The sequence below is a fragment of the Mesorhizobium calcicola genome (assembly GCF_042682105.1).
Lineage (GTDB): Bacteria > Pseudomonadota > Alphaproteobacteria > Rhizobiales > Rhizobiaceae > Mesorhizobium > Mesorhizobium calcicola.
The window spans coordinates 26157-38044 of the sequence record NZ_JBHUGY010000012.1 but is presented as its reverse complement, the minus strand read 5'-3'; the positions used below and the strand labels follow the sequence as shown (position 1 = coordinate 38044).

General features: G+C 64.3%; 14 protein-coding genes. 9 read left to right on the top strand and 5 right to left on the bottom strand.

The genetic code is table 11. The features are described from left to right. Positions 1-2 precede the first annotated feature (2 nt). Positions 3-701: a Stf0 family sulfotransferase gene (locus ACFSQT_RS05895; RefSeq protein WP_379017448.1), complete on the top strand. Its 699-nt coding sequence runs from the start codon at positions 3-5 to the stop codon at positions 699-701. 53 nt (positions 702-754) lie between these two features. Here ACFSQT_RS05895 and dprA read toward each other — a convergent pair whose 3' ends face one another. From dprA to ACFSQT_RS05875, 4 genes are read right to left on the bottom strand one after another with little or no spacing between them, the layout of a single operon-like run. After that, the gene (gene dprA, locus ACFSQT_RS05890; protein WP_379017447.1) at positions 755-1888 is read right to left on the bottom strand and encodes a DNA-processing protein DprA; all 1134 of its coding nucleotides are present in this window, start codon (positions 1886-1888) and stop codon (positions 755-757) included. Continuing rightward, complete coding sequence (gene plsY / locus ACFSQT_RS05885; RefSeq protein WP_379017446.1) at positions 1885-2472, bottom strand: glycerol-3-phosphate 1-O-acyltransferase PlsY; 588 nt, start codon at positions 2470-2472, stop codon at positions 1885-1887. Before plsY ends, dprA begins: the two co-directional genes overlap by 4 nt. A gap of 59 nt (positions 2473-2531) precedes the next feature. Next, on the bottom strand, positions 2532-3818 hold the full coding sequence (locus ACFSQT_RS05880) for a dihydroorotase (protein WP_379017445.1): 1287 nt from the start codon (positions 3816-3818) through the stop codon (positions 2532-2534). After that, positions 3815-4780 (bottom strand): aspartate carbamoyltransferase catalytic subunit, encoded by a 966-nt coding sequence (locus tag ACFSQT_RS05875; RefSeq protein WP_379017444.1) that lies wholly within the window; start codon positions 4778-4780, stop codon positions 3815-3817. Before ACFSQT_RS05875 ends, ACFSQT_RS05880 begins: the two co-directional genes overlap by 4 nt. Before the next feature lie 213 nt (positions 4781-4993). Here ACFSQT_RS05875 and ACFSQT_RS05870 point away from each other — a divergent pair, with 213 nt between their 5' ends. From ACFSQT_RS05870 to ACFSQT_RS05860, 3 genes are all read left to right on the top strand, one after another. Next, positions 4994-6622: a DNA alkylation response protein gene (locus ACFSQT_RS05870; RefSeq protein ID WP_379017443.1), complete on the top strand. Its 1629-nt coding sequence runs from the start codon at positions 4994-4996 to the stop codon at positions 6620-6622. A 200-nt stretch (positions 6623-6822) separates the two neighbouring features. Beyond that, positions 6823-7380 (top strand): hypothetical protein, encoded by a 558-nt coding sequence (locus ACFSQT_RS05865; RefSeq protein ID WP_379017442.1) that lies wholly within the window; start codon positions 6823-6825, stop codon positions 7378-7380. Beyond that, on the top strand, positions 7380-7721 hold the full coding sequence (locus ACFSQT_RS05860; RefSeq protein ID WP_379017440.1) for a DUF6105 family protein: 342 nt from the start codon (positions 7380-7382) through the stop codon (positions 7719-7721). The genes ACFSQT_RS05865 and ACFSQT_RS05860 overlap by 1 nt, the downstream gene beginning before the upstream one ends. Here the strand turns inward: ACFSQT_RS05860 and ruvX are convergent. Next, positions 7639-8145 (bottom strand): Holliday junction resolvase RuvX, encoded by a 507-nt coding sequence (ruvX, locus tag ACFSQT_RS05855; RefSeq protein WP_379017438.1) that lies wholly within the window; start codon positions 8143-8145, stop codon positions 7639-7641. The genes ACFSQT_RS05860 and ruvX overlap by 83 nt on opposite strands. A gap of 121 nt (positions 8146-8266) precedes the next feature. On the opposite strand from ruvX, the gene ACFSQT_RS05850 reads away from it, so the two are divergent. The 5 genes from ACFSQT_RS05850 to ACFSQT_RS05830 all read left to right on the top strand — a co-directional run bounded on the left by ACFSQT_RS05850 (position 8267) and on the right by ACFSQT_RS05830 (position 11861). After that, the gene (locus ACFSQT_RS05850; RefSeq protein ID WP_379017437.1) at positions 8267-8974 is read left to right on the top strand and encodes a metal-dependent hydrolase; all 708 of its coding nucleotides are present in this window, start codon (positions 8267-8269) and stop codon (positions 8972-8974) included. 24 nt (positions 8975-8998) lie between these two features. Continuing rightward, positions 8999-9415, top strand: a complete 417-nt coding sequence (locus tag ACFSQT_RS05845) for a hypothetical protein (RefSeq protein WP_379017436.1) — start codon at positions 8999-9001, stop codon at positions 9413-9415. A 130-nt stretch (positions 9416-9545) separates the two neighbouring features. Beyond that, positions 9546-9833 (top strand): Asp-tRNA(Asn)/Glu-tRNA(Gln) amidotransferase subunit GatC, encoded by a 288-nt coding sequence (gene gatC / locus ACFSQT_RS05840; protein WP_379017435.1) that lies wholly within the window; start codon positions 9546-9548, stop codon positions 9831-9833. Between the two features lie 7 nt (positions 9834-9840). Next, positions 9841-10296 (top strand): GNAT family N-acetyltransferase, encoded by a 456-nt coding sequence (locus ACFSQT_RS05835; protein WP_379017434.1) that lies wholly within the window; start codon positions 9841-9843, stop codon positions 10294-10296. Further along, positions 10296-11861 (top strand): amidase, encoded by a 1566-nt coding sequence (locus tag ACFSQT_RS05830; RefSeq protein ID WP_379017433.1) that lies wholly within the window; start codon positions 10296-10298, stop codon positions 11859-11861. The genes ACFSQT_RS05835 and ACFSQT_RS05830 overlap by 1 nt, the downstream gene beginning before the upstream one ends. Positions 11862-11888: the final 27 nt, after the last annotated feature.

The window sequence follows — 11888 nt, the reverse complement described above, 5'->3', positions numbered from 1 at the left end:
ACGTGTCTGACGGCGTGCGCGGCTATTCGATTTGCACATCGCCAAGATCCGGCAGCAATTTCCTGTGCCAGCATCTCAGTGGCACCGGTGTGCTTGGCCACCCGCTCGAGTACTTCAACTGGAGGGGACGCCGATTTTTCGACGATCCCAATTTTCCGGAAAATGTGGCCGGACAGGTCGAGAAAATTCTCACCATGGGCGCCACTCCCAACCACATATACGGCCTGAAGATATTCGCTCACCAGCATGATTGGATTTCAAGAGAAATAGGTTGGTTCGACGCGCTTCCGAATCTTCGGCTCATCTTTCTTTCAAGGCGAGACCTTCTTGGACAGGCAATATCCTGGGCGAGAGCCCTCCAGACCGGTCAGTACCGATCGACTCAACAGGTGAGCCAAGAGGCGGTTTTCGATGCCGAGCTGATTCAGAGACAACTCGATGCGCTGGTCCGGGAAACGGCGCGTTGGGAGATGTTCTTTGCCCGGACCGGGATCAACCCGCTCAGGCTCGATTACGAGACGATCGCGGCGAATCCACAGGGCGCCGTTCGTCAGGTCGCGGACATGATGGGTGTGACGCTCCCACGCAGCCCGGATTCCATCGGCATCGCGATCCAGCAACAGCGAGACTCGATCAGTCTCGAATGGGCCGATCGTTTCAGAAGTGAGCGCGGCAATCCAAATATACTGGACCTTGTATAGAGCCGCTTTAAGTGGCGGCGAGTGCGCAACGGATCAGGGATCAACGCTGCCGTTCAGGAACCTTCGAACACCAGCGAAACATTGCCGCCGGCATGGCGTTCGAGCCGGCCGGCGAGGTCGAGTTCCAGCAGCACCATGAAGACCTGGGCCGGGTGCAGGCCGGTGTGGCGGATGATCTCGTCGACCGACACCGGCGTCGGGCCGAGCGCCTCGATGACGCTGGCCCGATCGCTTTCGCCGGGTGGCGTTGCCGCCGAAAAGTCGGGCGGCTCTTCAAACGGCGGCACGTCGGGCGCTCGCATGCCGGTCAGCGGCGCGATCGCCCTGGAAATGTCGGATGCTTCCGTGACCAGGGTGGCGCCGTCCTTGAGCAGGCCGTTGGTGCCGGCGGCGCGCGGATCGAGCGGTGAACCCGGCACGGCGAAGACCAGCCGGCCCATTTCGCCGGCAAGCCTGGCGCTGATCAGCGAGCCCGAACGTTGCGCTGCCTCGACCACCACCAGCCCAAGGGCCGCGCCCGCGACAAGGCGGTTGCGGCGCGGAAAATCCTGGGCGCGCGGCTGCCAGCCGAACGGCATTTCCGAAATGACGGCGCCGCGCTCGGCAATCTCGTCGCACAGGCCGGCATTTTCGGGCGGGTAGGGCAGGTCGAGGCCTCCGGCCAGGACCCCGATCGTGCCGGTCGACAGACTGCCCTGGTGCGCGGCCGTGTCGATGCCACGCGCCAGCCCGGAGACGATGCCATAGCCGTCGCGGCCGAGATCGGCCGCCAGCATACGCGCCATCTTGATGCCGGCCAGCGATGCGTTGCGCGCACCGACGATCGCGACCCCCGGCAGGCGGAACACCGCGGCATTTCCCCTGACCGCCAGCAGCGGCGGCGGATGGTCCATGCTGCGCAACAACGGCGGATAGTCGGGCTCGCCTATGCCGACGAAACGGGCGCCAGCCCGCCGGGCTGCTTCCAGCTCGGCCTCGGCTTCGGCGATCGAAGGGATGCGGGCGATTCGGCTGGCGCCGCCCGAAATCATCAGTTCCGGAAGTATCTCCAGCGCCACCTCGGCCGAACCGAAGCGGTTGATCAGGTCGCGAAAGGAAGCGGGCCCGACATTCTGGGTGCGGATCAGCCGCAGCCAGCTCAGCCGCTGCCGGTCGCTGAGGCGCGGCCCGGCGGCCGGCTCGCTCACCCCTCGGCTCCGATCTTGCCTTCGGTGCCGGCAAGCAGGCGTGAAATGTTTTCCCGGTGCTTGATAAAGACAATAATGCTCATCGCCACGAACAGCCCGGCAATCTGCGGTGTGCTCAGAAAATACAGGGCGATGGGGACGATGACGGCCGCCGTCAGCGCCGCCAGCGAGGAATAGCGGAACAGGTATGCCATCCCCAGCCAGACGACGGCGAAGATCAGTGCCACCGGCCAGGCCAGGCCGATCAGCACGCCGAGATAGGTCGCGACCCCCTTGCCGCCCTTGAAGCCCAGCCATGCCGGGAAGAGATGGCCGAGAAAGGCGCCGAGGCCGGCCCAGATCGCCAATTCAGGGGCGAAATGGCCTGATATCAAGACGGCGGCCGTGCCCTTCAGCGCGTCGAGCAGCAGCGTTGCCGCGGCAAGGCCCTTGTTGCCGGTGCGCAGCACATTGGTGGCGCCGATGTTGCCCGAGCCGATCTTGCGCACATCGCCGAGGCCGGCCGCGCGGGTGAGCAGAAGCCCGAAAGGAATTGAGCCCAGAAGATAGCCGAACACCAGCGCTGGGATGAGGCTGTAAGTCATTGTTTCCCCCGCATTTCCCCCAAGTCGACCGGATCAGGCGCGGTGCGCGGTGGGCCGGCTCAGATTGAGAACACTGTGCGGCCCGCAACAAGCGTTTGCAAGACCTTGCCCTGCAGGCGCGCGCCCTCAAAACAGGTGTTTTTCGAGCGCGAACGAATGCCGCTTTCGCTGACGATCCAGGGTTCGTCCAGATCGACCAGTGCAAGATCGGCCATCGCACCCGGTTTCAGCGTGCCGCCGGGCAGGCCGAACAGCCGTGCCGGAGCGGTGGACAAGGTTTCGATCAGCCGAAGCAACGGCACGTTGCCATTGTGATAGAGCCGCAGCGCCGCACCCAACAGGGTTTCGAGCCCGATGGCGCCGGCCGCCGCATCGGCGAAGGGCAGGCGCTTGGTGTCGACATCCTGCGGATCATGCGAGGAGACGATGATGTCGATGGTGCCGTCCCTGACCGCCTCGATCATCGCCAACCGGTCTTCCTCGGCGCGCAACGGCGGCGTCAGGCGGAAGAAGGTGCGGTATTCGCCGACATCGTTTTCATTGAGCGACAGATTGTGGATCGCGATGCCCGATGTCACGGTCGCGCCGTCGGCTTTGGCGCGCGTCACCGCGTTTGCCGCCATCGCCGTCGAGATCTTCGCCGCATGGTACGAACCGCGCGTCAGCCGCGCCAGCGCAAGGTCGCGCTCCAGCGGGATGGCTTCGGCTTCACGCGGAATGCCGGAAAGGCCGAGCCAGCTGGCGTACAGGCCTTCGTTCATGACGCCGGACGAACCGAGATCGGCATCCTGCGTTTCATGCACGATGGTGGCGCCGAAGTCGCGCGCATAGGTCAGCGCGCGGCGCATCACCAACGCGCTTGATATGGTGTGGCGGCCATCGGTGAAGGCGACGGCGCCGGCCTCGCGCAGCAGGCCGAACTCGGTCATCTCGCGCCCGTCGAGGCCCTTGGTGATCGCCGCCGCCGGAAAGACGTTGACGCTTGCCGTGTCCTTGGCGGTGCGCAGCACGAATTCGACCAGCGCCACATTGTCGATCACCGGATCGGTATCGGGCATCATGACGATGGAGGTGACGCCGCCGGCCGCCGCCGCGACACTCGCCGATGCGATGGTCTCGCGATGCTCGCCGCCCGGCTCGCCGATGAAGACGCGGCCATCGATCAGGCCGGGAATGATCGCCTTGCCGGTGCAGTCGATGACGGCAGCGCCCTCGGGCGCGCCCTGGTTCAACGCCGCCTTGCCGGCTGCGGCGATCTTGCGGCCGTCGACGATGACGGAGCCGACTTCGTCGATGCCGCGCGATGGATCGATGATGCGGGCGCGCTCAAAGACGGTTGTGCTCATACGCCGCGGCCCTCGTGGTTGCGACGCGGGTCCAGCAGCGCTTCCATGACCGCCATGCGCACGGCAACACCCATCTCGACCTGTTCCTGGATGACACTCTGCGGGCCATCGGCGATTTCGGAGGCGATCTCGACGCCGCGGTTCATCGGCCCGGGATGCATCACCAGCGCGTCGTCCCTGGCCGCCTTCAGTTTTTCGGCATCGAGGCCGAAATAGCGGAAATATTCGCGCACCGAAGGCACGAAAGCGCCCTCCATGCGCTCGCGCTGCAAGCGCAGCATCATCACCACGTCGGCGCCCTTGAGGCCTTCGGCCATCGAGTGGGTGACGATGACACCCATCTTCTCGATGCCCGTGGGCAACAGCGTCGACGGTGCGACGACCCGCACCTGCGCGCCGAGCGCGTTGAGCAGCATGATGTTGGAGCGCGCCACGCGCGAGTGCAGGATGTCGCCGCAGATCGCCACGATCAGCTTCGACAGCGGACCCTTCGCGCGGCGGATGGTCAGCGCGTCGAGCAGCGCCTGTGTCGGGTGTTCATGCGCGCCGTCGCCGGCATTGACCACCGAACAGCCGACTTTCTGGGCAAGAAGTGCCGCCGCGCCCGCCGACTGATGGCGGATGATCAGGATATCGGGCCGCATGGCGTTCAGCGTCATCGCGGTGTCGATGAGCGTTTCGCCCTTCTTCACCGAGGAGCTCGCCACCGACATGTTCATGACATCGGCGCCGAGCCGCTTTCCAGCCAGCTCGAATGACGATTGCGTCCGCGTCGAGGCCTCATAGAAGAGGTTGATCTGGGTGCGGCCGCGCAGCGTCGAGGTTTTCTTCTCGGACTGCCGCGAGATTGCGACCGCCCGATCCGCCCGGTCGAGCAACAGCTCGATGTCGGCGGGGGAAAGGTCGCGGATGCCCAGAAGATGGCGGTGAGGATAGAGTCGCAGGGACGAAGCGTCGGTCATCTCAAGGCGCTGCTATAGGGTGGAGATTTTGCGGCTGCAAGCGCCAGCTCTGCATTGGAGCCGTTCTCCTCAATTTTTTCGCGTAGATAGCCGATTAAATCGGCCGGTATTTTCATCGCGCGCGTTGTATGGCTTGGGCTATATCTAGCCGATGGCCTCGGATTCGTGGCTTTCAGACGACAGGGACCTTTCTACCGACAGTAAGGATTGGGCGTGACCGACGACGTGACGAACCAGCCGCCGCCGCTGACGGGCGGCAACGCCTGGCGGGGCGATCCGTTGCTGATCCAGCTTGCCGAGCGTTTTTCCGATCCGGTGCGCAAGGATCTCGACGGGCTCGGCCGTTTCGTGCTGACGCAGGAGGCGCAGGAACTGGCCCGTCTCGCCAATGTCGAGACGCCGAAGCTCAGGACGCATGATCGCCAGGGACGGCGCATCGATGTGGTCGAGTTCCATCCCGCCTATCATGCCTTGATGCGCCGCTCGGTGGCCAATGGGCTGCACTCCTCGGTGTGGGAAAACGGCGACGCCGAGATCGGCCGTCGCCATCAGGTCCGCGCTGCCCGGTTCTATCTGACGGCGGAGCTCGAGACCGGGCATCTGTGCCCGATCACCATGACCAACGCTTCGCTCGCCGCCTTGATGGCCAGCCCAAAACTGTTTCGCGAATGGGCGCCGCGCGTGACGACGCGCAAATACGACCAGAGCCAGAAGCCACCGGTCGAGAAGACCGGGCTGACGCTCGGCATGGGCATGACCGAGAAACAGGGCGGCACCGATGTGCGCGCCAATGTGACAAGGGCGGAACGCGCCGGCAGCGGGTTCTATCGCCTGACCGGACACAAATGGTTCATGTCGGCGCCGATGTCGGATGCGTTCCTGGTGCTCGCACAGGCGCCGGAGGGATTGTCCTGCTTCCTCGCGCCGCGCGTTCTCGGCGACGGCTCGGGCAACGGCTTCCGCTTCCAGCGGCTGAAGGACAAGCTCGGCAACCGCTCCAACGCGTCCTCCGAAGTGGAGTTCGTCAACACCATCGGCGAGATGGTCGGCGAACCGGGTGCGGGCGTGAAGACGATCATGGACATGGTCACCTTGACCCGGCTCGACTGTGCGGTCGCATCGTCGGCGATCATGCGCGCGGGTCTCGCCGAGGCCGTTCATCATGCCCGCCACCGCCAGGTGTTCGGCACAAACCTGATCGAGCAGCCGCTGATGCAGCGTGTGCTGGCCGACATGGCGCTCGATGTCGCCGCCGCCACCGCGCTGTCGTTCCGGCTGGCGCGGTCCTTCGATGAGGCGGCGAGCGATCGCGGCGAGGCGGCATTTGCCCGCGCCATGACTCCGGTCGTCAAATACTGGGTCTGCAAGATCGCGCCGCCGCTGCTCTACGAGGCGATGGAGTGCCTCGGTGGCAATGGTTATGTCGAGGAGGCGCCGCTCGCCCGCTACTATCGCGAGGCTCCGGTCAATGCGATCTGGGAGGGCTCCGGCAATGTCATGGCGCTCGACGTGCTACGCGTGCTCGGCCGCGCGCCCGGCCTGTTCGAAGATGTGCTGGCCGGCATCGACCGGGATCTCGGCGCCGGCGGGCGCGGCACGATCGGCGTGCTGAAGGCGGCGATGCAGGTTGCGGCAACCGACGACGGCTCGGCCCGGCTGCTCACCGAACAGCTCGCTTTGTCGGCTGCGGCGGCTGAACTGCGCCGGCTGGGGGCAGGGCGGATCGCCGACGCCTTCGTCGAGACGCGGCTGGCCGGCCAGTGGCGCAACACCTATGGCATGCTCGATTCGCGCCACGACGCGCGCATGATCATCGACACGCTCTATCCGCCAGTGAATTGACAGGTGAATTGAGAAGCGCGAGAAAACCGGCGCCATCCATCATTTTGAGGCGCTGGCGATCATTCTCAGGCACGTCACCGATCGCCGTTAACCTTAACAAATGGTTTCCGTTGCGGTGACGGGCGGCAAAGCCCACTGTCCCGTCGAGAGCAAGGAATGGTGCAATCGGCCCTTTCTTGCTTTGCGAAGCAGGAACGCCGATGCGACATGTACTGACCTCCCTTCTGGCCTTGCACTGGACGATCGTTTTCGCCCTGCTTGCGCTCATCTGCATCGACGGAAACCGTGGTGTGGCGGCGGCGCTGGGCGTTTTGGGTGCCTCCCTCGAGGGCAGCCGCTTCGTCGACCTCGACAACGCGATCGTCGTGGCGCCACTGGCCACCGCATTGCTGGTCGTGGCTGTGCTGTTCTTCTGGGCCTTCGTCGAAACCCTGATCAATGACGCGACCAGCGAGGGCGTCGATAGCGTCGCCCGCATCGCTTTCATCTCCGCGTCCGGCGTGTTGTCGCTGATCGTCATTGGCGGCGCCGCGCAAGGCATCAACGGGCTGCTCATGGCTGTCGCCGTGCAACTGGCGGCCCTGCTGGCATCCTATGTCGCCATGCTTGCCGAGCGGCGGTCCACAGTGGCGGCGGTGGTTCCGGCCGAAGGCGAGATCCGCGCCGCCGCGCACGGCATGGCAAAGGCCGCTGCGCACAATTCGCTGCTTTCGCTCATATCGGGCCGGACAGGCTCGACTCCCGGGGGAGGCCGCTGATGCGTTATATCTTCGCGTTGTGGGCGGCCCCGATGGCGCTGTTCTGGGGTTGGTTCTACCTGTCGCTCAACGACATGAACTTCGGTTATGTCATGCTGAGCCGGCAGCTGCACGACTTCGTCTTCCAGCTCTATGGCCAGATGCTCGGAATCGATCCGGCGACCATCCCCGGCATGGTGGCAAAGGCCTGCGTCTTCGACGGGTTTCTGCTGATGGCGCTTTGGGCGTTCCGCCGCCGCCGCGAAATCGCCGGCTGGATCAAGCGGCGCTGGGAGGGTCCGGTTCCGTTCGAGCGGATGCGTGGAGCGACTGAAGCCGGTCCAAAACTCCCTGCAGAATAAACGCGGCTGCCGCCGAATCGATCTTGCCGGCGCGTTTGCGGCGCGAAAAATCCATCTCGATCAGGGTCCTTTCGGCCGCGACCGTCGATAGTCTTTCATCCCAAAACACGAACGGCAGATCGCTCATCTGCCCCATGTTGCGGACGAAGGCGCGCGATTTCTGCGCCCGCGGCCCTTCCGAACCGTCCATGTTGATCGGCAGTCCAATCACCACCGCGCCGGCATTTTCCTTCTGAAGCAAGGCCAGCAGGACGGTGGCATCGAGCGAGAATTTCTTTCGCATGATGACCGGGCGCGGATGGGCGAAGGAAAACCTCTGGTCCGAGACCGCGAGGCCGATCGTCTTGTCGCCGAGGTCAAGCCCTGCCAGCGTCTTGCCGCCGGCGAGCCGCGCCGGCAATTCCTCGATCGTGATAATGCCCAATGGCTGCCCTTCGTCTTTCAACGCCTCGTGTTTTGCCAACGCGCGACGGACACAGTACCCCTTTGATCTCAGGGCCATCGGCGTTCTATCCTTTGGCACGGCAAAAATCGAGGAAAGCATTATGAAATTGACCTGGTACGGCCACTCGGCCTTTCGCATCGAAACCGCCGATGCCAAGATCCTCATCGATCCTTATCTGATCGGCAATCCATCCTGGACGGGTGGCTGGGAGGGGCCGGCCGAGGGAATCACGCATGTGCTGCTGACCCACGGTCACAGCGATCACATCAACGGCGCGGTGGAAGTGCTCGGCAAAAGCGGCGCCCAGCTGGTCGCCAATTTCGAGATCTGCATGTACCTCGTCGGCAAGGGTGTCAGCGACAAGACGATCAATCCGGGCAACATCGGCGGCACCGTCGATTGCGGCGGCTTCACCACCACTTTCGTCCAGGCGCTGCATTCATCCTCGTTCCCGGGCGATGGCGGCCAGAACACCTACCTCGGCAATCCCGGTGGCCTCGTCCTGCACTTCCCGGAAGACAGGACGCTCTACCACATGGGCGACACCGACATCTTTTCCGACATGGCACTGATCAACGAGTTGCATGAACCGAAGATCGGCATCGTGCCGATCGGCGACCGCTTCACCATGGGCGGTGCGGTGGCCGCGCTCGCCTGCCGCCGCTTCTTCAAGTTCGAAACCGTGGTTCCCTGTCACTTCGGCACGTTTCCGATGATCGATCCGACCGCCGAGAAGTTCGAGGCCGGCCTGGAAGGATCCGGTGTGAAGGTGGCGTTGCCGAAAATCGGTGAGACGATTACGATTTAGAAGCAGCTAAAGCGGAATGAAACCATGGCGTTGAGGCAATCTCTTTGCGTGTCCATGTTGGTCGCGGCGTCGCCGGCGCTCGCCGCGGATGATTTCATCGAAGGCCTCTACCTGCAGTCAGAGGAGCTTTGCGCGCAGGCCAGGAAGGCTACGCTGCAAACGCTGATCGACGCCGGAAACATCGTGCTTTCGGCGCACGGCCTGCAAGGCGTCGAATACAATTGCGAGTTCGTCCAGATCAGCAAGGCGACAGCCTCGCCAAGCTGGGCGGTGACGGCCGTCTGCCAGGAACCGGGTTATGTCTTTCCCGACGTCCTTTCAGTGACCCAAATGAGCCCGACGCAGATCGATCTCGTCTCGGTCCGGCCCACCGACAACGAAAGCGAGGCGAGCGGCAACAGCGGCAGCTACTATCTGTGCGAGGGCGTTGCCCTGCCATAGACTTGTCCGTGGACCAATGGCCGAGAGCCAGACCGCCACCACGCCTGGTCTCTCGCATGATGCATGATGCATGTTGCGCCGCGCGCGCGGCGCCGCTATAGCCCGAACTGGTTTTCCCCGAGGCAAAAACATGTCCGTTGACCTGCAGACAGTGAAGCGCGTCGCGCGTCTCGCCCGCATCGCGGTGAGCGAAGAAGATGCCGAACGCATGACCGGCGAACTGAACGCCATACTGGGCTTCGTCGAGCAGTTGAACGAGGTCGACGTTTCCGGCGTCGAGCCGATGACCTCGGTGACGCCGATGGAGATGAAGAAGCGCGGGGACGTCGTCACCGACGGCGACAAGGCCGCCGATATCGTCGCCAACGCGCCGGCGACCGACGAGAATTTCTTCCTCGTGCCGAAGGTCGTGGAGTAGCTCGACGATGGCAATCGAGATCGCGATTGAACCGCCGCTGCAGGACGACGTGCGCGGCCTGGTCCACGAACTCAACGAAACGTTGCTCGAATTGACGCCGCCGGAGCACTGCTACCACCTGACGGTCGAGCAGATGGCCGCTGAGGATACGACCGTCTTCATCGCCCGCGACAACGGTTTGGCCATCGGCTGTGGTGCGCTGAAGCGCCATGCCGGCGCTGTCGGCGAGGTCAAGCGCATGTACACGCGGCCTTCGCATCGCGGCCGCAAGATCGGCGCCATGATCGTCGAGCGGGTCGAGACGCTGGCGCGCGCTGAAGGGCTGAAGCGCCTGGTGCTGGAGACGGGCGACCGTCATCCCGCCGCCTGGACCGTCTACGAACGCGCCGGGTTCTCGCGCTGCGGCCCGGTGCTGGATTATCCCGATTCCGAGTGGTCGGTGTTTTACGAAAAGAGCCTTTGATGAGCGACCTGACCCAGCTGACGATTTCGCAGGCCCGCGCCAAGCTGCGCGGCAAGGAAATCACCGCGACCGAGATCACCGAGGCCTATCTCGCTGCCATCGATCGCGCCAATCTGGCGCTCAATGCCTATGTCGCGGTTACCGGCGACAAGGCGCGCGATATGGCCAAAGCCTCCGACGCAAAGCTGGCGAAGGGCGAGGGCGGTGCGCTGGAAGGCATCCCGCTCGGCATCAAGGACCTGTTCGGGACCGAAGGCGTCCATACCCAGGCCTGCAGCCATGTGCTCGACGGGTTCAAGCCGCGCTACGAATCGACCGTTACCACCAATCTATGGGCCGACGGCGCGGTCATGCTGGGCAAGCTCAACATGGACGAGTTCGCCATGGGGTCGTCCAACGAGACATCCTATTATGGCCCGGTCATCAATCCGTGGCGGCGCTCGCGCCTCGACACGGTGGTGATGCCGACAACGCATCAGGGCGACGGCGGCTTTGTCTCCGCAGGCGGCACCAGGACCGCGCGCAGCCTCGACAATGCGCAGCTGGTGCCGGGTGGTTCCTCCGGCGGTTCGGCGACCGCCGTCTCGGCCTTCCTGTGCGCAGGTGCCACGGCGACGGATACTGGCGGCTCGATCCGCCAGCCAGCCGCCTTCACCGGCACCGTCGGCATCAAACCGACCTATGGCCGCTGCTCGCGCTGGGGCATCGTCGCCTTTGCTTCGTCGCTCGACCAGGCCGGGCCGATCGCCCGCGACGTGCGCGACGCCGCGATCCTGCTCAAATCGATGGCCTCCGTCGATCCGAAGGACACGACCTCGGTCGACCGGCCGGTGCCGGACTATGAGGCGGCGATCGGCAAGCCGATCAAGGGTATGAAGGTCGGCATTCCCAGGGAGTACCGCGTCGACGGCATGCCCGAAGAGATCGAGGCGTTGTGGCAGAAGGGCATAGCCTGGCTGAAGGACGCCGGCGCCGAGATCGTCGACATTTCGTTGCCGCATACCAAATACGCGCTGCCGGCTTACTACATCGTGGCGCCCGCCGAGGCGTCCTCCAATCTCGCCCGCTACGACGGCGTCCGCTACGGGCTGCGCGTGCCGGGCAAGGACATCGTCGACATGTATGAGAAGACCCGTGCCGCCGGCTTCGGCCGCGAGGTCAAGCGCCGCATCATGATCGGCACCTATGTGCTGTCGGCCGGCTATTACGACGCCTACTATCTGCAGGCGCAGAAGGTGCGCAATCTGATCAAGCGCGACTTCGAGACTGTTTTCGCCGCCGGCGTCGATGTCATCCTGACCCCGGCGACACCATCGGCCGCTTTCGGCATCGCCGACGAGGACATGGCTGCCGATCCCGTCAAGATGTATCTGAACGACATCTTCACCGTCACCGTGAACATGGCCGGCCTGCCGGGCATCGCCGTGCCCGCCGGGCTGGACGCCAAGGGCCTGCCGCTCGGCCTGCAACTGATCGGGCGGCCGTTCGATGAGGAAACGTTGTTCCAGACCGCTGCCGTCATCGAGCAGGCTGCCGGCACATTCCAGCCGGAAAAGTGGTGGTAAGGATGTCGCTCGTCCGACGGGGGTGAG

What these genes read in the sequence shown, in the direction of transcription:
- ACFSQT_RS05880 (WP_379017445.1), bottom strand. Translation starts at nt 3,818, where the DNA reads ATGAGCACAACCGTCTTTGAGCGCGCCCGCATCATCGATCCATCGCGC.
- ACFSQT_RS05830 (WP_379017433.1), top strand. Translation starts at nt 10,296, where the DNA reads ATGAGCGACCTGACCCAGCTGACGATTTCGCAGGCCCGCGCCAAGCTG.
- ACFSQT_RS05850 (WP_379017437.1), top strand. Translation starts at nt 8,267, where the DNA reads ATGAAATTGACCTGGTACGGCCACTCGGCCTTTCGCATCGAAACCGCC.
- ACFSQT_RS05865 (WP_379017442.1), top strand. Translation starts at nt 6,823, where the DNA reads ATGCGACATGTACTGACCTCCCTTCTGGCCTTGCACTGGACGATCGTT.
- ACFSQT_RS05860 (WP_379017440.1), top strand. Translation starts at nt 7,380, where the DNA reads ATGCGTTATATCTTCGCGTTGTGGGCGGCCCCGATGGCGCTGTTCTGG.
- ACFSQT_RS05845 (WP_379017436.1), top strand. Translation starts at nt 8,999, where the DNA reads ATGGCGTTGAGGCAATCTCTTTGCGTGTCCATGTTGGTCGCGGCGTCG.
- plsY (WP_379017446.1), bottom strand. Translation starts at nt 2,472, where the DNA reads ATGACTTACAGCCTCATCCCAGCGCTGGTGTTCGGCTATCTTCTGGGC.
- gatC (WP_379017435.1), top strand. Translation starts at nt 9,546, where the DNA reads ATGTCCGTTGACCTGCAGACAGTGAAGCGCGTCGCGCGTCTCGCCCGC.
- ACFSQT_RS05875 (WP_379017444.1), bottom strand. Translation starts at nt 4,780, where the DNA reads ATGACCGACGCTTCGTCCCTGCGACTCTATCCTCACCGCCATCTTCTG.
- ACFSQT_RS05835 (WP_379017434.1), top strand. Translation starts at nt 9,841, where the DNA reads ATGGCAATCGAGATCGCGATTGAACCGCCGCTGCAGGACGACGTGCGC.